The organism is Ancylomarina subtilis (assembly GCF_004217115.1).
In the GTDB taxonomy this organism is placed as follows: domain Bacteria; phylum Bacteroidota; class Bacteroidia; order Bacteroidales; family Marinifilaceae; genus Ancylomarina; species Ancylomarina subtilis.
Genome location: NZ_SHKN01000002.1, coordinates 220,151 through 239,313, shown reverse-complemented (window position 1 = coordinate 239,313; position 19,163 = coordinate 220,151). Strand labels below are relative to the sequence as shown.

At 35.4% G+C, this 19,163-nt stretch carries 19 protein-coding genes, 5 tRNA genes and 1 other RNA gene; 15 read left to right on the top strand and 10 right to left on the bottom strand.

Features of this window, described 5'->3' with window-relative positions:
* Positions 1–271: 271 nt before the first annotated feature.
* Together bamG and EV201_RS11965 are read right to left on the bottom strand one after the other, a co-directional pair.
* Positions 272–1,561: a BamG family beta-barrel-assembly machinery protein gene (gene bamG / locus EV201_RS11970; RefSeq protein ID WP_130307882.1), complete on the bottom strand. Its 1,290-nt coding sequence runs from the start codon at positions 1,559–1,561 to the stop codon at positions 272–274.
* Positions 1,562–1,594: 33 nt separating this feature from the next.
* Positions 1,595–2,977: a DUF4270 family protein gene (locus EV201_RS11965; protein WP_165389645.1), complete on the bottom strand. Its 1,383-nt coding sequence runs from the start codon at positions 2,975–2,977 to the stop codon at positions 1,595–1,597.
* A gap of 293 nt (positions 2,978–3,270) precedes the next feature.
* Between EV201_RS11965 and EV201_RS11960 the strand changes: the two genes are divergently transcribed.
* The 5 genes from EV201_RS11960 (at position 3,271) to miaA (ending at position 7,506) form a co-directional block, all read left to right on the top strand.
* Positions 3,271–4,272 (top strand): Kelch repeat-containing protein, encoded by a 1,002-nt coding sequence (locus tag EV201_RS11960; RefSeq protein WP_130307880.1) that lies wholly within the window; start codon positions 3,271–3,273, stop codon positions 4,270–4,272.
* Positions 4,273–4,438: 166 nt separating this feature from the next.
* Positions 4,439–4,735, top strand: coding sequence for a DUF2752 domain-containing protein (locus EV201_RS16645; protein WP_130307879.1), 297 nt, complete (start codon positions 4,439–4,441; stop codon positions 4,733–4,735).
* A 108-nt stretch (positions 4,736–4,843) separates the two neighbouring features.
* A complete protein-coding gene (locus tag EV201_RS11950; RefSeq protein WP_130307878.1) occupies positions 4,844–5,911 on the top strand; it encodes an acyl-CoA reductase in 1,068 nt (355 codons plus the stop codon).
* A gap of 42 nt (positions 5,912–5,953) precedes the next feature.
* The gene (locus EV201_RS11945; RefSeq protein WP_130307877.1) at positions 5,954–6,529 is read left to right on the top strand and encodes an IS1096 element passenger TnpR family protein; all 576 of its coding nucleotides are present in this window, start codon (positions 5,954–5,956) and stop codon (positions 6,527–6,529) included.
* Positions 6,530–6,600: 71 nt separating this feature from the next.
* Complete coding sequence (gene miaA / locus EV201_RS11940; RefSeq protein WP_130307876.1) at positions 6,601–7,506, top strand: tRNA (adenosine(37)-N6)-dimethylallyltransferase MiaA; 906 nt, start codon at positions 6,601–6,603, stop codon at positions 7,504–7,506.
* 57 nt (positions 7,507–7,563) lie between these two features.
* Here the strand turns inward: miaA and EV201_RS11935 are convergent, their stop codons facing one another.
* The 6 genes from EV201_RS11935 to EV201_RS11910 all read right to left on the bottom strand — a co-directional run bounded on the left by EV201_RS11935 (position 7,564) and on the right by EV201_RS11910 (position 11,627).
* Positions 7,564–7,791: a helix-turn-helix domain-containing protein gene (locus EV201_RS11935; RefSeq protein WP_130307875.1), complete on the bottom strand. Its 228-nt coding sequence runs from the start codon at positions 7,789–7,791 to the stop codon at positions 7,564–7,566.
* A 12-nt stretch (positions 7,792–7,803) separates the two neighbouring features.
* Positions 7,804–8,436 carry a DUF2975 domain-containing protein gene (locus tag EV201_RS11930; protein WP_130307874.1) on the bottom strand — a complete coding sequence of 211 codons (633 nt, stop codon included), beginning with the start codon at positions 8,434–8,436 and terminating at the stop codon, positions 7,804–7,806.
* 30 nt (positions 8,437–8,466) lie between these two features.
* A complete protein-coding gene (locus EV201_RS11925; protein ID WP_130307873.1) occupies positions 8,467–9,099 on the bottom strand; it encodes a DUF2975 domain-containing protein in 633 nt (210 codons plus the stop codon).
* Positions 9,100–9,290: 191 nt separating this feature from the next.
* On the bottom strand, positions 9,291–10,064 hold the full coding sequence (locus EV201_RS11920) for a class I SAM-dependent methyltransferase (protein WP_130307872.1): 774 nt from the start codon (positions 10,062–10,064) through the stop codon (positions 9,291–9,293).
* Positions 10,065–10,124: 60 nt separating this feature from the next.
* Positions 10,125–11,072, bottom strand: coding sequence for a glycosyltransferase family 2 protein (locus tag EV201_RS11915; RefSeq protein ID WP_130307871.1), 948 nt, complete (start codon positions 11,070–11,072; stop codon positions 10,125–10,127).
* 3 nt (positions 11,073–11,075) lie between these two features.
* The gene (locus tag EV201_RS11910; RefSeq protein WP_130307870.1) at positions 11,076–11,627 is read right to left on the bottom strand and encodes a DUF4199 domain-containing protein; all 552 of its coding nucleotides are present in this window, start codon (positions 11,625–11,627) and stop codon (positions 11,076–11,078) included.
* A gap of 302 nt (positions 11,628–11,929) precedes the next feature.
* On the opposite strand from EV201_RS11910, the gene ffs reads away from it, so the two are divergent.
* From ffs to EV201_RS11870, 8 genes are all read left to right on the top strand, one after another.
* Positions 11,930–12,028, top strand: an RNA gene (gene ffs / locus EV201_RS11905) — signal recognition particle sRNA small type.
* Positions 12,029–12,030: 2 nt separating this feature from the next.
* Positions 12,031–12,104, top strand: a tRNA-Thr gene (locus EV201_RS11900).
* Between the two features lie 50 nt (positions 12,105–12,154).
* Positions 12,155–12,226 (top strand) — tRNA-Thr (locus EV201_RS11895).
* 19 nt (positions 12,227–12,245) lie between these two features.
* Positions 12,246–12,322 (top strand) — tRNA-Thr (locus EV201_RS11890).
* 43 nt (positions 12,323–12,365) lie between these two features.
* A tRNA-Thr gene (locus EV201_RS11885) sits at positions 12,366–12,442 on the top strand.
* Between the two features lie 42 nt (positions 12,443–12,484).
* Positions 12,485–12,558: transfer RNA gene (locus tag EV201_RS11880), tRNA-Thr, on the top strand.
* Positions 12,559–12,711: 153 nt separating this feature from the next.
* Positions 12,712–13,368, top strand: a complete 657-nt coding sequence (gene fsa, locus EV201_RS11875; RefSeq protein ID WP_130307869.1) for a fructose-6-phosphate aldolase — start codon at positions 12,712–12,714, stop codon at positions 13,366–13,368.
* A 233-nt stretch (positions 13,369–13,601) separates the two neighbouring features.
* Positions 13,602–14,213 carry an L-threonylcarbamoyladenylate synthase gene (locus EV201_RS11870; protein WP_130307868.1) on the top strand — a complete coding sequence of 204 codons (612 nt, stop codon included), beginning with the start codon at positions 13,602–13,604 and terminating at the stop codon, positions 14,211–14,213.
* Positions 14,214–14,286: 73 nt separating this feature from the next.
* Here EV201_RS11870 and EV201_RS11865 read toward each other — a convergent pair whose 3' ends face one another.
* Together EV201_RS11865 and EV201_RS11860 are read right to left on the bottom strand one after the other, a co-directional pair.
* On the bottom strand, positions 14,287–15,438 hold the full coding sequence (locus tag EV201_RS11865) for a DUF4831 family protein (protein ID WP_130307867.1): 1,152 nt from the start codon (positions 15,436–15,438) through the stop codon (positions 14,287–14,289).
* A 39-nt stretch (positions 15,439–15,477) separates the two neighbouring features.
* A complete protein-coding gene (locus EV201_RS11860; protein WP_130307866.1) occupies positions 15,478–16,989 on the bottom strand; it encodes an NAD(P)H-hydrate dehydratase in 1,512 nt (503 codons plus the stop codon).
* Between the two features lie 191 nt (positions 16,990–17,180).
* Here EV201_RS11860 and EV201_RS11855 point away from each other — a divergent pair, with 191 nt between their 5' ends.
* Both EV201_RS11855 and EV201_RS11850 read left to right on the top strand, forming a co-directional pair.
* Positions 17,181–18,695, top strand: coding sequence for a peptide MFS transporter (locus EV201_RS11855; RefSeq protein ID WP_130307865.1), 1,515 nt, complete (start codon positions 17,181–17,183; stop codon positions 18,693–18,695).
* A 158-nt stretch (positions 18,696–18,853) separates the two neighbouring features.
* A complete protein-coding gene (locus EV201_RS11850; RefSeq protein WP_130307864.1) occupies positions 18,854–19,162 on the top strand; it encodes a DUF6787 family protein in 309 nt (102 codons plus the stop codon).
* The last annotated feature ends 1 nt before the right edge of the window (position 19,163 follow it).

The window sequence follows — 19,163 nt, the reverse complement described above, 5'->3', positions numbered from 1 at the left end:
CATTGTAATCGAATAAGAATAATCCATTCGAGACAAAAAATACAACCAGGTTCTATTAGTGATATTGTGTTGTTATGGTATTTAAATATAAAGTTATCTTCAAACTTTAGATCGACACAAAATTAGTCAATATTATTCTTTATCAACTCTAAATTGGAGTAAGAGGTCTATTATTTTTTTATTCCATTTTTTCATATAAATCCATCAATAAAAAATACCCAAAAACAATATTGTTTTTGGGTATATATATTTTCTAATCAGGTCTAATCTATTAATGATATTTTCGCTTCACAAACCAACGTTCGAAAAGATTAATATCAACTGTAATTCTCGTAAAATCTTCACGAACCATATTATTGTTCGTTGTTCCAGAAGTTCCAAATTCAATGGCTAGATTAATCATACCCGTATTTTTAGCCATAGGAATACCAAAGCCTAAACTAAGACCCATCGCTCCGATCTTCTCATCCTCTACAGTAATATAACCCGTATCGTAAAATCCACCTAGACGATAAGTCATTTTTTTGAAAAATTTTCTAGCATATCCATCGTTAGCCTTATATTCCATACCAAGACTGAATTTATTACGATCGCGCAATGAATAACTTTTTTTGAAAACTTCTGTATCACTCCATTTTTCATGAAGAAAATCTCCTCCAATCCATAGATGTTTCCCTTTATTTATTCCAAAGCCTAAACCATAGCTTTCCGGAACATCAAACGCACCATCATCAGTATCTTTGTGTCTTACAGCACCAAATCCACTACTATAATTTGTCACCTCAATAACCTGCTCAGCATCAACTGCTAATCGGGGTTGATATTTGGCTCCTAAACTAAAATTGTATTTACCTAAATTAATTTGATACTGAGCACCAAGATTAAAATAGATACCTTGAGAAATTAGCTTTGTTTTACTATTGTATGTATAAGTAGATTCACTCTCAAGAGTAATAATCTCATCCCGAGTATTATTCCCAAACAAATAAATACCATTAATACCTAAAGAAAAATTCTTAGTTACTTTCACCCCATTCGACCAAATCAGCTGATTCAATCCTCCAGATCCTTTTAAAAAGCGATTCAAATATGTTTCAGAACCAATCACCTTCTCTCTCTTCGCAATATCATAGCCCAAACTCGAATAAGGTGATACCGAAAAGGCAGTTGAGTATCTTGGAGAAACCTTGAAACCAAAAGCTAGTCTGGTCAAATTATAATCATTAAAGGCATCACTCTTATCTCCTTGATTTAAATTGGTATATTTTACAGCCATACCAGCATTAAAGATAAACTTAAGACTATCAATATAAGCCAATGCTGCAGGGTTTTGAATATTCAAAACACCTCCATCTCTATAGGCAAGACTCGTCCCTCCCATAGAAATACTGTTACCACTTCCATTTTGATTCAACTCCCCTAGTCCGTAATATGAATAGGGTGAACTGGTACTATTCTGAGCAAAAGTTGAACTTGTTAAAAACAATAAACTTACGCCTAAGAATGCAATGAGTTTTTTTATAAAATAAAAAGGCTTAACAATCATTCTTATGTTACACATATATTAGTAATTAAATTGGTCAAGTAATATCAATTATTTTTGCACAACATACGTTGTTTTTAATCTAATTCGAAAATCAGACTTAGGATCATTTTCAATAACTATACGCTCCATAGAATTTCCTAATCCCTCCAAAGGAAAAGATAACAACAAAGCATCGTCATACTCCTGCCCTTGCATTAAAATTTCATTGACATAGCTTGTTATATCTAAAGAATAAAAAGATTCATCCGGATTGTCATAATTGTAATTATAGTTAGATGCCACAGGCCCATTAATGGTCGGATTAATAACAGCCTCTAAAGCCATATTATCAGCATTTGTTTTGTAAATATTAAATGGTGCTGAATTTGGCAACTTAAAAAGTTTACTGTCATAACTACCATCCATCGGATAAAAAACCAACTCTGCTTTCAGAATCCCTCCTGTTAAACCCAAAGTATTTAAATTTTCTATAAAAGGAATCTTAATTTTTGTTATAAACCCCACACCTCCTTGCACAAAAGCAAGATTATCAGTCAATTCAGAACTCAATTCATCAGTACGTTCGACAATACGACCTAAATCTTGAGGTGTTGAGCTTTTATCGGATGTATAATTTGAAAAATTGAACGGATCAGACTTAACCGGAAAATCATGATATAAGACAACATCTGTATTTTCTCCTTCAAGGTTACTATAATACACACGCATTTTCATCAATGTATCGCCCGTTTTAAAAGTCAACATTGCTGCATCGTCATCCTCTCCAGGCTTTAAAACAATCCCTTCAAAAAATCTTTTCCATTTTTTAGATTCAGATAAAGTATCGTTCGCTTCCATAGCCATAGAAATGATCTTCTGACCAAGCTCATCCCCCATCGGAATTCTTAAATTATAAGGCCTTTCATTCTTTGTTCTATAAGGACGTGCTTTAAAAGTCAATTCTCCCAATACTTTATCATCGTAATCAAACTCGTTGTGTCCAAAAAAACTGGCCGTCCCATCTGCAAAATCAATTTCTTCAGTTACCCTATGTATCGAAATACTTTGTTCTTTAAGTGTATCTCCATAAAAGTTTTTATCGAAATAGGTAATAAAAACTAAAGAATCAAATTCAACTGGAATAATGGCATCCTCAATATCCTTTTTTAACTCAAATCCGCCTCCATAATCTAATATTCCATAAAACTCAGAACGAACCTTACCAAAAAAATCGTCTTGATATTGTCCCACTCGTGCACTTGAGCCCCCTGAAGTGACAATCGAATCTAGCTTAACAGTATAACTATCAACTGTAAATGTGTCAATCAAGAGAACTTCTGTTGATTTATCAATCAAATTCTCACCAATTTCATGCTCCTCAAAAACATCTGAATTACAACTTGAGAAGAAAGCAAGAAAGGTTAGAAATGCGAAATATTTTATTTTTTTCATTCTAAATAAAAGCAGGTTGCTAATCATATAAATTAAGGATAAATCATGAACTAATATCATGTGATGATTTATAAGAAATTATTGGATAACGCACAAATGTAAATAAAATATCGAGATTTTCTAATCGAGATTTTCATTTGTTAATTTTTCGAAAGTGAACGGTATTTTTATGTAGAGAAAAACCAATCCTATTGATTTTTATTTATATTTGTCGTCATAAGAAAAAAAAAGCTTTGTCTTTTTACTTATGACGACTAAGTATAATCTATTAATTATTGATAAAATCATAACACATGAAACAAAGACTATTATTTGCATTTTTTGCATTATCTCTATTTTTCACTGGCTGTGGTAGTGACAACGGCTTGGATGGTAACTGGATTAAAGGTTCATCTTTTGAAGGACGTCCTCGTGGTGGAGCTGTAAGCTTTGTTATTGGAGATAATGTGTACGTAGGTACAGGTTATGATGGTAAAGATGCTTTAAACACATTCTACAAATATAGTTTACAGGAAGGATGGAGTAAAATTGCTGATTTCCCTGGTATTGCAAGAAGAGAAGCGGTTGCTTTCACTGCTAATGGTAAAGGCTATGTCGGAACTGGTCTCGATGAAGAAGACAACAGACTTGCTGACTTCTACGAATACACTCCAGAAACTAACACTTGGGCTAAGGTAGCTAACGATTTTGCTGGTGGTGCAAGACAAAATGCTGTTGCTTTCTCTATTAATAACATCGGTTATGTTGGAACCGGTTATGGTTTCCAAGAAGGAGAAGATCGAAACTATCTAAAAGACTTTTACAAGTTTGAGAATGGTAATTGGACAAAAATTGCTTTCGACGGTGAAAAATCGAGAAATGCAACAACTTTCGTTATCAACGAAAAAGCATATATTATTTCTGGTGATAACAGTTTAAAATACGTTTGGGAATATGATCCTACAAAAGTATCAGGCACTTCTAATGGCTGGACTAAAAAGAAATATTTAGATAATGATAATAAAAGAGAAGACGTTCAGCGCTCTGAAGGTGTAGCATTTGTAATCAACAACAAAGGCTATTTAGTAACTGGAAAATTAGGCGGTTATTCAAGAGAAGTTTGGGAATACGATCCAAGCAAAGATGAATGGGTAGAAAGAACATCTCTTGAAAATGAAATTCCATCGAGAGAAGATGCTGTTGCTTTCACTTTAGATAACAGAGGTTTCTTTACGACTGGTTTAGCTTCAGGAATCTATTTAGATGACACTTGGGAATTCAACCCAACTATGAAAGAAACTGATGATGATAATTAATTGATCATTATAAAATATCCCAAAGCGCTGCATTAATTGCAGCGCTTTTTTTGTTTCGTTAAGTGAATAAGTACTGATTTTCGATTTTAAAACCTGACAAAAAAACTTCTCTTTTGTATATATTTAACATTCAGATGTAAAAATGTGTTAATTGAATCTTCAATAAATGTGGCAAAAACTCATACACTGGCTGGAAACGAACAGTCTCCCTTGCCATTTTTATCAGAATTATCAGATAGAATGTCCGGGCTGTGGCTTACAATCAGCCCTTATTTTGCTACTAAAAGGAAATTTTATTGACAGTATTCAAACATATCCTGCTCTGTTACCTATAATTCTTCTTGGTATAAGTTTAGTCATACACATTAAGTTCAGGTCGAAATGGACAATCAAATCCAACCGCATCTTGAGTAGTCTCACACTCATACTTATTCTCTACAATTTCATTATTAAACAATTATAAGACCTGTTTGTAAATCGATTAAAGTCACTTTAGAGAATCCCAATATCTTTAATATATTTGCAGACATATTACAGTACCTACCCTTATTTTTTCAACACCAAATATAAAATGAACATATCAGAGCGCATAGAAGCATTTGTTAGTCTTGGACAGTTTCTTGAACAATTTGAAACCGCTAAAACAAACAAAAGCAATCATCATTTAAATGAACGATTCTATATTGGATTCAATAATTTAATAGAGAATGCTCACATTGAAAATGCATGGTTCACACCTGATCATGTTAGAGCTTCTATTCAAGGAATTTGTTCCTTTTTGGAGAAAAAAAAGCTAAAGGGATGGACCAATCATTACCAAATTGCTGAGAAAACTACAGATAAACGCGTAGCTGTAATTATGGCAGGAAATATCCCAATGGTGGGCTTTCACGACATGCTTTGTGTTCTTATTTCAGGTCATCAATTTATCGGAAAGCTTTCTTCAAAAGACAATCGTCTTCTCAATTTTATTGCAGAACTTCTGAGAGAACTCAATCCTGAATTCGGAAATTTAATCTCATTCAAAAATGAGCAGCTAAGTGGTCAAAAAGATTTTGATGCCATCATTGCAACCGGCAGCAATAATTCAGCCCGCTATTTCGAAGCTTACTTTAGTAAATATCCACACATCATTCGTCGAAACCGGAATTCAGTGGCCATACTAACAGGGAAGGAAAGTAAAGATGAACTTTTCAAATTAGGGCAGGATGTTTTTCTTTACTTCGGTCTTGGATGCCGAAATGTATCAAAACTTTACGTACCCGAAAATTACGATATCACGCAAGTACTCGATGTTTGGCAGGACTACGCATCAAGTGCTGATCATAACAAATACGCCAACAACCACGACTATCAGCGCTCACTTTATCTGATGAATGCCGTAAAACACTACGATAATGGTTTTTTACTATTGAAAGAGGATATGGCCATTGCATCGCCAATATCGGTTTTATATTACGAGCACTATCAAGATATTGATCGAATTAAGCAAGAGCTTAAAGCAAATGAAGAAAACATTCAATGCATCGTTGGAAATGATTTTGAAAATGCCATCCCTTTTGGAAAAGCACAGCAGCCGGATTTAAACGATTATGCAGACAATGTTGACACCATGGCTTTTTTAAGTCAATTGAATTAATATAAACGAGATCTTTTCTACCTTTATGTAAAAATCTAAACCATGAACATATACAAACTAAAAATCACCTCTCCAGAGAAAGACGATTTCCTTATGGAAATTGAAATGAATAACGAAGGCACTTATTTAGAACTTCACAACACCATACAACAAGCTCTTGCCTATGATAATACGCAAATGGCTTCATTCTTTCAAATTTCTGATATGGGAGAAAGAGGTAAAGAGATTGCGCTTTTCGAAATGAGTAGTGACGACGACGACAATGTGAATATTGTTGCGATGGATGTTGCTATGATAAGAGAATTCCTTTCTAAAGAAAATCCTCAAATGATTTACGTTTTCGACTTCTTCTCAGATCGTTATTTCAATATTGAATTAATCGATACTGAAAGAAGACGTGTAGCAGTTGATACCCCAAAAATTTACACATACAAAGGTGAAGCTCCGGAACAAATTGTTATGAGTTTTGATGGACTTGATGAACTGGATCTTGATGGTATAGACCTAAAGTCAGCGACAAAAAAGAATACAGATTTCGATTTTATGGATGAATTTGATGATGATATCGAAAATGGTCCAAAATTTGAGAACCTTGATGATTACGAGGACATTCTTTAATTCCCCTTTTACCCAATTATACAAATTAAAGCTCCTCTTCAGGGGCTTTAGTTCTATCAGATTTTAAACCGATGTCAAAAACACTCATTGTTCTACTTGGTCCTACTGGTGTAGGAAAAACAGATCTCAGTATACGTATTGCCCGTCATTTCAACACTGAGATTACTTCTTCTGACAGCAGGCAGGTGTATCGTGAAATGCGTATAGGCACGGCTGTACCCGAAAAGGAACAATTAGAAGCTGTCAAACATCACTTCATCCACTCCCACTCTATTCACGATTATTTTAGCTCATGGGAATGTGAACAAAAGACACTGGCTCTTCTAAACGAAAAATTTAAGGAGAAAGACCAAATGCTTATGGTTGGCGGATCGATGATGTATATCGATGCCGTTTGTAACGGGATCGATTTAATTCCGACCATTTCCCCTGAATTGAGAAAAGAAGTCTGCGATCGTTATGAAAAAAATGGATTGGAAGCCATGCAGGCAGAACTAAAAGAACTCGACCCTATTTTTTACGATCAAGTCGATTTGCAAAATGCCAAACGTGTGATTCATGCCGTAGAAGTTTGCCTCATGTCGGGCAAACCCTATTCATCACTTAGAACAAATAAAACCAAAGAACGCAACTTCAATATCATTAAAATTGGATTGAACAGAGACAGAACAGAACTCTATAATCGTATTAACCAACGTGTAGATATGATGATAGCCGATGGACAGATTGAAGAGGCTAGAGATCTATTTGAATTTAAAGATTTAAACTCGCTTAATACGGTTGGCTATAAAGAATTATTCGAACATTTTAAAGGCAATATCAGTCTAGACAAAGCCATTGAATTAATCAAACGCAATTCGCGACACTACGCCAAGCGCCAACTATCCTGGTTCCGCAGAGATGAAAAGATCAAATGGTTCCATCCCGATCAGGAAGATGAGATCATCGCTTATCTGGACGAACAAATCAAAGCATAAAACAAAGGCTCGAATCTAAATAAATTCGAGCCTTTATTATTTATAAGAGTCTATATATTATTCTGTTTTTTCATCAGAATCTACAGCCTGATATTCGAAAAGATCACCCGGCTGACAATTCAATTCTCTGCAGATAGCTTCGAGCGTGGTAAAACGAACCGCCTTAGCTTTCCCCGACTTTAATATAGAAAGATTAGCCATCGTAATCCCAATACGTTCCGCCAGTTCTTTGGAGCTCATCTTACGCTTGGCAAGCATTACATCTAAATTTGTAATTATTGGCATAATTCAATAGTATTAAATGGTGAGATCAACTTCATCTTTCAAACTAATACCTGTACGGTATATTTCAGCAAATACAAAGATAACAAGCACCTTAACAATCCCTAATAAATAAGTATAATCAGGTTGAAAATTCACATCTTGGTCCAAGATTGTAAAATTATCAAGTACAAACCAAGAAATGATTGCCCCATTCATAAACAAATACAATTTAGAGGCTAGTATCAGAAAACCTATCTTTTTCAATCTATGATAAATCTCTATAGAAAAGTAGTTGCTGTCTTTGTCTCTTTCCTTTAAATCTTTAAAGATCAGATGGGCATATCTAAACACAAAAACAGACAAAATAGCTGGGATTATCCAATTTAATAAAGCTAAAATTCGATAGAATAGTCCCGATGATCTAATATACTCCAAGCTCACATCAAGATCGGCAAGCCCTGTAAAACTATCTCCTGTAATCAAATTGTATCCCGATGCTAGTTGTAAATGTGATGTACCTAAAAAGGTAACTTTAACAACTTTGTCAACGTCAAATAAACATACGATATGCCCTATACCAAGTAAAACAATGCCTACGACACCTACTCTATAGAGTATCTTAAAGACGATTCTTAAAAAATTGATGATTCTAAAATTATTTTTCATTTCGGTATGATTAAAATTCTTGATTGATAGCTAGATGGTATACTCCGACTCTTCTTTCATTTCAATTCCTGCACGGTAAATTTCGGCAAAAACAAAAACGACAAGAACACTTACGATATTCAACACACTCGATAAATCTGGATTAAAATGTACAGACTCAGCTTTAACCAAAAAATTTCTTAATAAAGCATAGTCACTTATAATTTCATCAAGCCAATTAAATACAACTAAAATAAGCAACAAAAAACCTATTTTTTTTATTCTAAAATAGTTTACCTTTAAAAATAGCTCACCTTTCAAACAGCCCTTTTGTAAATCAACAAAAAACTTATACGATAATTTCGAAATGAAAAATATTAGTAATCCATAAAATAGAGTAATAATCATATTATAAAAGATTGATAGAAAAGACCCATCCTCTTTTTTATCTAATTCGAAAGTAAATTGAGCATTTTTAACTTCGCCGACCTTATTTATATCATACAAAAAACTTGGATCAACAGATTGCTTTCCTTTTAAAGGATAATCTATTACATTTTCGCTCCCTATGAAGATTTCAATAATAGAAATTGATGCAATGAAAACTAAGTTTATTATTGAAAGCCATAAAAAGACCTTAAATAGTTTTCTTAAAAAATTAATGATTCTGTAATTATTTTGCATTTAATAAAACATTTAGTGATTAGATTCAACAAACCTAAACAATAAAAACATGCAAAACAATACTTATTTATCGTTTTTCAATAATTATTTTTTGATTAAGGGCAATCGTTATTATTCAAGACAACAAAAAAAACCACGAATAAGCAGTAAATACTGCCCATACATGGCTCTTAAATATGTTTATTAGAAACCTATTTTTGATTGAAATAGAATATTTCTTTCATTGGTAATCTAAATCGTTTTGCTGTTTCTTCGGGATAGTTATTCGAATAAGCATCTGCTGTCACTTTAAAACCAACCGAACTTAAACGCTCCGCATAATCGAGACCATACAAACGAACATGATCTTTCTGCAAGAAATGCTTCTCTCTTTCTGATGGATCTGTAATTGTTGGATCTTCGTATGTTTTTTCGGCATTTGTATCCTGTGGTACCTGCAGTACTGCAAATCCTCCAGGCTTAAGAATTCGATAAATTTCAGACATGGCTTTCCTGTCATCATCAACATGCTCCAATACATGATTACAAATCACAACATCATAAATTTCATCAGAAAAAGGAATAGCCTGAACGTCAAAATGCACATCGGCAATAGGCGATTCCAAATCACCTGTAGTATATTCCAGGTTTTCCAAAGCTCTAAAACGCTTGTAAAAACACTGCTCTGGCGCAATGTGCAAAACTTTTAAATCTTTGGTGAAAAAATCGGTTTTCTCCTTTAGATACAAATACATCAGTCGGTGACGCTCCAAAGACAAACAACGAGGACATAAAGCATTATCTCTACCGGACTTCTTAGTATAGCCATAGGGCAGAAATTTACGAAAATGACCTCCACATATAGGACATTCAACATTATTCCCAATTAAAAAAACACCCACAATGCGGTTGACAACCAAACTCATCCGAATTAAAAACGGACGAGGAAAAATCATCAATAAAAATCTTATTATACGTTTTGACATCTAAATCAATTAACAATGAACAGTTTTCTGAATTCACTTTCTATTCTTCCATCACCTTGTTCAGATCTCTTTATCAATCTGATACAAATTCCGATCCGATGAACTACGACTAACCAACTCAGCTACAAAACCCGTCAATATCATCTGAGTTCCAATAATCATAGTGGTGAGTGCTATGTAAAAATAGGGGCTGTCGGTTACTAAAGGAGCCTTAACCCCGTGACTCATACTCATCAGTTTCTGCACACCAATCCAAGCTGACGACAAAAAACCGATAATAAACATGAAACTACCTAACAGACCAAAAAAGTGCATAGGCTTTTTACCGAAGCGAGTCATAAACGATATCGAAAGCAGATCTAAAAATCCATTCACAAATCGACTTAATCCAAATTTAGTAACACCATACTTACGCTCCTGATGTTGAACTACTTTTTCACCAATACGCGTAAATCCGGCTTCTTTAGCCAGGATTGGAATATAGCGATGCATTTCACCATAAACCTCAATACTTTTAATCACTTTGCAATTATAAGCTTTCAAACCACAATTGAAATCGTGTAAACGAATACCCGAAACTGCACGTGCGGTTCGATTGAAAAACTTACTCGGAATCGTTTTGGTTATCGGATCGTAACGCTTTTGTTTCCAACCTGAAACAATGTCGTAATTCTCCTCTTTTACCATTCTGTATAATTCTGGAATTTCATCAGGAGAATCCTGAAGATCGGCATCCATGGTTATCACAACATCGCCCTTAGCGGCTTCGAAACCACAAAACAAAGCTGCAGATTTCCCGTAATTGCGGCGGAATTTTATCCCACGTACCGTTGAATAAATAGCTTGAAGTTGATTAATAACCTCCCAGGATGTATCCTTACTTCCATCATCAACTAAAATAGCTTCGTATGAAAAGTGGTGTTCTTTCATAACACGGTCAATCCATGCTAACAATTCTGGCAAAGACTCATCTTCGTTATACAGAGGTACTACTACTGAAATATCCATAGCTTAGTTTTCCTTTTTATCATTTATTTTATTCCTCAATGTTCCATAATTTCGGCTGAAGAAAAAAGCCAGGATCAATGAAAAGAAGAATCCCGCACCTAATTTACTAAACCACTGCGCAAAGGCAAAAACTCCGGGGGTAATCTTTTCATAAAAACTCATCAGTAGTTCAATATCCTTCTCATTATATTTTGCTTCAACAAAACTTTTCTCCATCAAATCGATGAACTCCTGCAATATCGATGCATCAAAATATTTAATCAGGATATAAATATAAATGGCATAAAAAGCACCAGCAATTCCAATAATAAGAACGCCAGCTCCCAACGCTCTTCCGTAACTTATAACGCCATTAAGAACATCGTTTCGATAGATTCTTAAACCAAAATAAATTCCTGTCATTATCAGAAAATAATTGATCGACGTTATTTGTGGATTTATTGAAATCGGTACTCCCCGAAAATAAAACATCAAAGAAGTCAGAATTAAAATTCCACCAACAAGTGATCCAAATAGAAAACTATGGCGTAGTAAAGGGTTTGAATGTGATTGCATATGATTTTAAATAAACTTTTCAATATTTACAGAAAGTAGACCAACTCATCTTTGTTTTTGCCCTACTTTATATGGAAAACAAAGATATCCTTTTTGAAAGATATTGCTTAAAAGTTTGAAATAAATAAACATTCTTTCACATTACAGAGGGCAAATAAACAAAGGGCTTCAAAAAAAACACATTATTTTCAAAAAATTATTTCGCTGAAAATAAATCTATTGAGTAGAAAGCTCGAATAATTAGGAAAAGAAGTTCGCCAAAAGGTTTGGAGGGTAACAACTTTTTTCTACTTTTGTCACCGGATAAGCAACTATGCGATCAGCTCCTACTGAACTCCCCCAGGGTCGGAAGGCAGCAAGGGTAAGTGGTTGTAGCGATGCGACGTAGCTTGCTTATCCACTTGCCAGTGTAGCTCAGTTGGTCAGAGCAGCTGATTTGTAATCAGCAGGTCGTCGGTTCGACTCCGGCCACCGGCTCAAAACAAAAAGAGAAAGTCATTTGACTTTCTTTTGTTCTTTTAAACAATGCCGTTGTAGCTCAGGGGTAGAGCGTTTCCTTGGTAAGGAAGAGGTCATGAGTTCAAATCTCATCAATGGCTCATATAAGAACACACAATTGCCAGTGTAGCTCAGTTGGTCAGAGCAGCTGATTTGTAATCAGCAGGTCGTCGGTTCGACTCCGGCCACCGGCTCCATCTTAAAGCTAAGATTGAAAGCTATAATTCAATCAAAAAAGTTGCCAGTGTAGCTCAGTTGGTCAGAGCAGCTGATTTGTAATCAGCAGGTCGTCGGTTCGACTCCGGCCACCGGCTCCATTTTAAAGCTAAGATTGAAAGCTATAATTCAGTCAAAAAGTTGCCAGTGTAGCTCAGTTGGTCAGAGCAGCTGATTTGTAATCAGCAGGTCGTCGGTTCGACTCCGGCCACCGGCTCAAAACAAAAAAGAAAGTCAAATGACTTTCTTTTTTTGTTTGAAATAAGATCAACCAATCCACCCTTCCCAAAAGAACAATTCATTCATCTTTGTTGATCAGAAAAAATAGTGTATTTTCGATCATCATTAACCAACCCTAATACTATAAAGTATGAAGTTTTTTATCGATACAGCAAATCTCGATCAGATTAAAGAAGCACAAGATCTAGGTGTACTAGATGGTGTAACAACGAATCCTTCTCTTATGGCTAAAGAAGGAATCAAAGGTGCCGAAAACATCAAACAGCATTACGTAGACATTTGCAATATCGTTGACGGTGATGTAAGTGCCGAAGTTATTGCAACCGATTATGAAGGCATGATTAAGGAAGGTGAAGAACTAGCAGCTTTACATCCTCAGATTGTTGTCAAAGTTCCATGTACTAAAGCCGGAATTAAGGCTGTAAAATATTTGAGTTCGAAAAATATTCGCACCAATTGTACCCTGATTTTCTCTTCAGGTCAGGCTTTACTAGCAGCCAAAGCAGGTGCAACTTACGTTTCTCCTTTTGTCGGTCGTTTAGACGATATAGGAACTGACGGCGTTGATCTAATTGCTCAAATTGCTGACATGTTCAACTACTACAGCTTCGAAACAGAAGTATTGGCAGCATCTATCCGTCACACCATGCACATTCTTCAGTGTGTTGAAGCAGGTGCCGATGTCGCAACTTGCCCATTAAGTGCAATCACAGGCTTATTAAACCACCCTTTAACTGACAAAGGTTTGGAACAGTTTTTAGCAGACTATAACAAGCTGAATAGCTAAGTTATTAATCATCTACAATAAATAAGGAGCGCTAAGCTCCTTATTTTGTTTACGCACATTTCGTTTTCACTTTTCCAATCCTCAAGGGAAACAAAAAAAATATCGGCTTCAAGTCTTAAAAAACGGCATATCACAAGCCCATTTTAATAAAAAATGATGATAATTAAATTCATATCTGTCTGAATTTGAAGGAAACTTATATCTTTAAGGCAAAAATCCCCTAATAATCTAAAATGTTACTCAAACTCTACCCAGACAATCCGAATTATAAAGAATTTCGGAAAATCGCAGAAATTCTTCGGGATGGTGGCGTAATCATCTATCCCACCGACACTGTTTATGCTATTGGTTGTGACATTAACAACAATAAGGCTATACAAAAAATTGCAAAGCTTAAAGGTGTATCTGCTGAAAAAGCAAACTTCTCAATCATCTGCAACAACCTGAGCAACTTGTCAGAATATGCTAAAGTTGACAATGGAATATTTAAGATGATGAAGAAAAACCTACCGGGTGCGTTTACTTTTATCCTTCCGGCAAGTAGCAATTTGCCAAAATTGTTTAAGAGCAAGAAAAAAAATGTAGGTATTAGGGTTCCTGATCATTTTATCCCCTTAGGCATAGTAGAAGAATTAGGTAATCCAATTATGACCACATCCATTCACGATCCTGATGACGTGGTGGAATACACAACCGATCCTGAATTAATCCACGAAAAATACCAAAAGGATGTTGATCTGGTTATTGATGGATCATTTGGACGCAATGTCGCCTCAACTATTATCGATTGTACCAATGGAGAATTCGAAGTCGTTAGGGAAGGTATCGGAGAATTAATCTTATAAACCATTGTTTTTAAAAAACAAGAAGAGGGAAAAGTATCAACTTTTCCCTCTTCTTGTATAATCAGACATTCACCTAATTCTGTTTCGAAATACGTTTTATAGCTCCGGTTTCCGGATAAAATTCCAAACTATACCCCTCGTGCATTAAAACTTGAGATGGTAAACTAAAGATCTTTCCAAATTGACTGATCAAATGCCTCTTGTGATATACAACTTGTTTTCCCTTTGAAATCACAACATCAGCCTGACCTGGAATTCGATAATAAATTAAACGATCTGGCACAACTGTGGGATCAACTGGTAAAACAGGCAACTCAGATGTCACACCAAGATTATTCAATTCAATACGAACAGGAACTGCTTTTAAATCATCAGACTCTACAAGTCCTTTTTCTGGCGAAATACGAAACAAAACACCACCTTTATCTGTAGCTTTAGGTTTATAAGTAAAATGTCCTGTCTCTAATACACGAACTTCTTTACCTAAAAAAAGAGACAGATATTCTTTTTCCAACTTGTCCAGTTCACGAACAATCACCTCATAAGCTTTTCCATCTGGAGGTAAAACTTCATAATTGGCCGTCAGAATTTTAAAACGGCGTTTTCTCAACTTAAATAATTGATGGGCCGCCTCTTTGGCTTTATCCTCTATCGATTTTGCAAAAGCCAGCTCCTTCAGTTCAGGAACTTTAATAAAAGCCGTATCGGTTTCAACAACCTTAAAAACAGTATCTTTTTTTGTTAACAAATTGGGATCAATTGAAAATTGACCATACTCAATCTCAAAGTCGACATCCTCTTGTAAAGACTGAGGTGTAATTTCATTTGCAACATCTACGGCCTTCATATTAAAGCCTTGAATTAAACCTTCCGGAGTCAATTGAATTAAATTGGGCTCATAATTCTCTACGCTTGTCAGCTTATAAAAATGCTGCGGATCAACTTCACCCTTCTCTGTTATAGTAAGGGACTGAATATTCCATTTAACTTCATCAGCCGTAATTTTGGGACTTATGCCAATATATTTTTCTGAAAACCCGGCAAACGGTCCAACCTTACGAATTTTCTTTTCGACAACAACATCAACATTCAAAATGGTTTTGGGTAAAGCATAAACAACTGTTGATGGCACATCTAAATCAGATTTCCTCTTTTGCGCTGTAACCGCCGTAAACTGCATACAGCAAACAGCTACCAACAATATTTTTACTACAAGTCTTAACATCTTATTATATATTACAAATTACATTTTAAGCTAATCAATTTACTCTCTTAATTTTTTCCAGGCTTTGGGCAGGTATTCAACAAGGTCACCCGCTATTAATGCTTCCTGTCCCAGTTCATCAGCAGCCATATCACCCGCTAGTCCATGCACATAAACACCTATCAGAGCAGCATCAAGTGAAGGATACCCCTGTGACAACAAAGATAATATTATTCCTGTGAGAACATCCCCACTTCCTGCCGTTGCCATTCCCGGATTTCCGGTTGAATTAAAATAACAACGGCCGTTTTGATCCGTTATTGCTGAAAAGGCACCCTTTAATACCATTACAACAGATTGTTTTTTGGAGAAATCACGTTGTTTCATATTCCTATCAAAAGAATCACTACAACTTCCCACCAATCGCTCAAACTCCTTTACATGCGGTGTCAGCACACACCCTTTAGGCAAATTATCTTTCAACTGCGGATTCTGCCCCATAATATTAAGAGCGTCGGCATCCAGAACTAAAGGTTTATCGCATTCCTCAAACAATTCTTCAAGCGCTCTGAACGAGTTTTGCTTAGTGTCAATTCCAGGTCCAATTCCAATGGCTTCAAAACTTTCCAAATCCGGATACTCCGTAAATATAATATCTGAACGATCGATACTCACCATCGATTCGGGAACAGCAGTCTGCATAATATCGTAACCCAAGCGTGGAATATGCGTACTCAGTAAACCAATACCTGAACGTAAAGCTGCCTTTGAAGCCAATATGGCTGCTCCCATTTTTCCATAGCTTCCACTAATTAATAAACCATGTCCGTAAATGCCCTTATGACTAAATCGTCCTCGTTTTTTCAGTCTCTTTTTAATATCATTTTCATCAACAAGTTGATAAGGACTTTCCATCTCATCAATAATACGCGAGTGCAAGCCTATCGGCAACACCTGCCAATTGCCAACACAGTCTACATTTTCAGGAAACAAAAAAGATAATTTTGGGAATTGAAAACTAAGCGTATAATCGGCACGAACACAATGATGCAGATTATTTAACGAATTATCTTCACCAAACAAACCCGATGGAATATCGATAGCTACAAGCTCTGCTTTTGAAGTATTAAGATATAAAACCAAATCCTTCAATAATCCATCAAGAGGTCTGGACAAGCCAGAACCCAAAAGAGCATCAACATCAACACTATCATCAAAAATGACAGGGAAGTCATGTGATGTTGAAATCTCAGAAATTGAAACCAAATTCTGACTTCTCAACCGATCGAGGTTCACTTGACAATCAACAGACAAATTCTTGCTCACCTTAACAAGATACACTTCAACCTTAAACTTTGTTTTTGAAAGTAAGCGTGCCAAAGCCAGACCATCTCCCCCATTATTTCCAGGCCCAACAAATATTTGAAAACTCTGCTCTTCAGAATATCGTTTTTTTATCCAGGAAAAAAGTTGCTCGGCGGCTCTTTCCATCAAATCAATAGAAGCTATCGGTTCATGTGCTATTGTAAAAGCATCAATTTCAGCAATCTGTTTCGAAGTGAATATTTTCATACAAGAGAATTTTTCTGATCGTTTTTTTTAATCTCACTATCAAAGATAAAACATTAAGAAATGTATATTACGGAAACGATTTAAATTAATATCATAAACCCCAAAATTATCTAATGCCTTACTTTATTTTTATATATTTGTCCATCTCTGAAAATAAATAAAAACTATTAATAAATTAAAACAAACAACTTATGTTTAAAGGACATCCTAAAGGTCTGATTCCTGCCGCCTTAGCTAATATGGGCGAAAGATTTGGATTCTATACCATGATGGCTATTTTGGTATTATTTTTACAAGCTAAATTTGGTTTGAATGAAGTTGACTCAGGTCTAATCTATGCAACTTTTTACTCTTCAATTTATTTCTTAGCTATTGTAGGTGGTATTATTGCCGATAGAACAAAAAACTACAAGGGAACAATTCTTGCAGGTTTATTAATGATGGCTTTTGGTTACTTACTTCTAGCTATTCCAACTCCTACACCAGTGCCAAGTATGGCTCTATACCTTACTGCTACATGTATTGGTTTAGCTGTAATTGCTTTTGGTAACGGTCTATTTAAAGGTAATCTACAGGCTTTGGTTGGTCAAATGTATGATGATCCAAAGTACGATAAGGTCAGAGACTCTGGTTTCTCTTTATTCTATATGTTTATTAATGTTGGTGGTATTTTCGCTCCAATGATTGCTCCTGCTTTAAGAAGCTGGTGGTTATCTAGAGCGGGATACACATACAATGCTACTCTACCTGAACTTTGTCACCAACAAATTGGAGGTACACTTTCTGAACAAGCTGCAGAACGTTTCCACGCTCTGGCAAACGAAGTTAGTGCTGCTCCTGTAACAGATTTCACAGCCTTCAGTAACGACTACTTAAATGTTTTCAACGAAGGATTCCATTACGCATTTGGTGTTGCGATTTTAGCAATGTTAATTTCATTGGTTATCTACCTTAAAAATAAGGTTAACTTCCCAGATCCTGCGAAAAAAGCTGCTGAAGCTAAAGCTAACAACACTGTTGTTGAAATGGATATCAAAGAAGTTAAGCAGCGAATTTACGCTTTATTAGCAGTATTCGGGGTTGTTATTTTCTTCTGGTTCTCTTTCCACCAAAATGGTTTAACTCTTACCATGTTTGCTAGAGATTACACGGTCTTGAAAATTGGTGGTATTGATTTAAATCCTGAGATCTTCCAATCAATGAATCCTTTCTTTGTAGTGTTCCTAACACCACTTGTAGTTGGTATCTTCGGATGGTTACGTAATCGTGGAATTGAGCCTTCAACACCTAAGAAAATTGCTATCGGTATGCTTATCGCTGCATTGGCTTATGTATTGATGACTTTAGGTTCTCTTGATGTGCCATTGTTCTCAACTGTTAAAGAAATGGGTGGTCTTCCTGAGTCTGCTAAAGTGACTCCATTCCTATTGATTGGTGCCTACTTTATCTTAACTGTAGCTGAGCTTTTCATCAGTCCACTTGGAATTTCTTTCGTATCGAAAGTAGCTCCTCCACAGTATCAAGGTCTAATGCAAGGTCTTTGGTTAGGTGCAACTGGTGCAGGAAACCAATTATTGGTATTTGGAGCAATGCTATATGCTGGTGTACCTATTTGGTTAACCTGGACAGTATTCATTGTTGCATGTTCAATCTCAATGTTTATCATGATTTTCATGCTTAAGTGGTTAGAAAGAGTTTCTGAATAAGAAATCATCAAATCATATATAAAAAAAGATGTCCAATTGGACATCTTTTTTTTTGCTCTATACTCTTATAAAAAATTACAATAACAATTGAAAGCTCCAATTAAAGACTAAAAGGTATTTTATTCTATCTTTGAAATGAATTTAAATATCGAAACAAAATGCTTCAAAAACTTAAAAATAGATGGGAGATCGAGTCTAATTTTCAACTCATTCTCATCCTTATTACTTTTTCTGTAACCGGAAGTTTAGCCGTCATGGTTCGTCGTCCAATCTTTGCACACTTGGGAATTGTCTCCGAAACAAGTCTCTGGATAAAAATCCCGATGAGTATTTTAATCATCACTCCCTCCTATCAGATTCTACTCCTTATTGTAGGCTCAATATTAGGCCAACACAAATTCTTTTGGGCTTTTGAAAAGAAAATGCTTAGTCGTTTTCAATTCAAAAAGAGGAAAACAAAGGTCTAAT

Coding starts and splice junctions, on each gene's coding strand:
- EV201_RS11910 (WP_130307870.1), bottom strand. CDS start 11,627: ATGCAATCACATTCAAACCCTTTACTACGCCATAGTTTTCTATTTGGA.
- fsa (WP_130307869.1), top strand. CDS start 12,712: ATGAAGTTTTTTATCGATACAGCAAATCTCGATCAGATTAAAGAAGCA.
- EV201_RS11915 (WP_130307871.1), bottom strand. CDS start 11,072: ATGGATATTTCAGTAGTAGTACCTCTGTATAACGAAGATGAGTCTTTG.
- EV201_RS11950 (WP_130307878.1), top strand. CDS start 4,844: ATGAACATATCAGAGCGCATAGAAGCATTTGTTAGTCTTGGACAGTTT.
- EV201_RS11850 (WP_130307864.1), top strand. CDS start 18,854: ATGCTTCAAAAACTTAAAAATAGATGGGAGATCGAGTCTAATTTTCAA.
- bamG (WP_130307882.1), bottom strand. CDS start 1,561: ATGTGTAACATAAGAATGATTGTTAAGCCTTTTTATTTTATAAAAAAA.
- EV201_RS11920 (WP_130307872.1), bottom strand. CDS start 10,064: ATGTCAAAACGTATAATAAGATTTTTATTGATGATTTTTCCTCGTCCG.
- EV201_RS11860 (WP_130307866.1), bottom strand. CDS start 16,989: ATGAAAATATTCACTTCGAAACAGATTGCTGAAATTGATGCTTTTACA.
- EV201_RS11960 (WP_130307880.1), top strand. CDS start 3,271: ATGAAACAAAGACTATTATTTGCATTTTTTGCATTATCTCTATTTTTC.
- EV201_RS11935 (WP_130307875.1), bottom strand. CDS start 7,791: ATGCCAATAATTACAAATTTAGATGTAATGCTTGCCAAGCGTAAGATG.
- EV201_RS11965 (WP_165389645.1), bottom strand. CDS start 2,977: ATGAAAAAAATAAAATATTTCGCATTTCTAACCTTTCTTGCTTTCTTC.
- EV201_RS11870 (WP_130307868.1), top strand. CDS start 13,602: ATGTTACTCAAACTCTACCCAGACAATCCGAATTATAAAGAATTTCGG.
- miaA (WP_130307876.1), top strand. CDS start 6,601: ATGTCAAAAACACTCATTGTTCTACTTGGTCCTACTGGTGTAGGAAAA.
- EV201_RS11945 (WP_130307877.1), top strand. CDS start 5,954: ATGAACATATACAAACTAAAAATCACCTCTCCAGAGAAAGACGATTTC.
- EV201_RS11930 (WP_130307874.1), bottom strand. CDS start 8,436: ATGAAAAATAATTTTAGAATCATCAATTTTTTAAGAATCGTCTTTAAG.
- EV201_RS11865 (WP_130307867.1), bottom strand. CDS start 15,438: ATGTTAAGACTTGTAGTAAAAATATTGTTGGTAGCTGTTTGCTGTATG.
- EV201_RS11925 (WP_130307873.1), bottom strand. CDS start 9,099: ATGCAAAATAATTACAGAATCATTAATTTTTTAAGAAAACTATTTAAG.
- EV201_RS16645 (WP_130307879.1), top strand. CDS start 4,439: ATGTGGCAAAAACTCATACACTGGCTGGAAACGAACAGTCTCCCTTGC.
- EV201_RS11855 (WP_130307865.1), top strand. CDS start 17,181: ATGTTTAAAGGACATCCTAAAGGTCTGATTCCTGCCGCCTTAGCTAAT.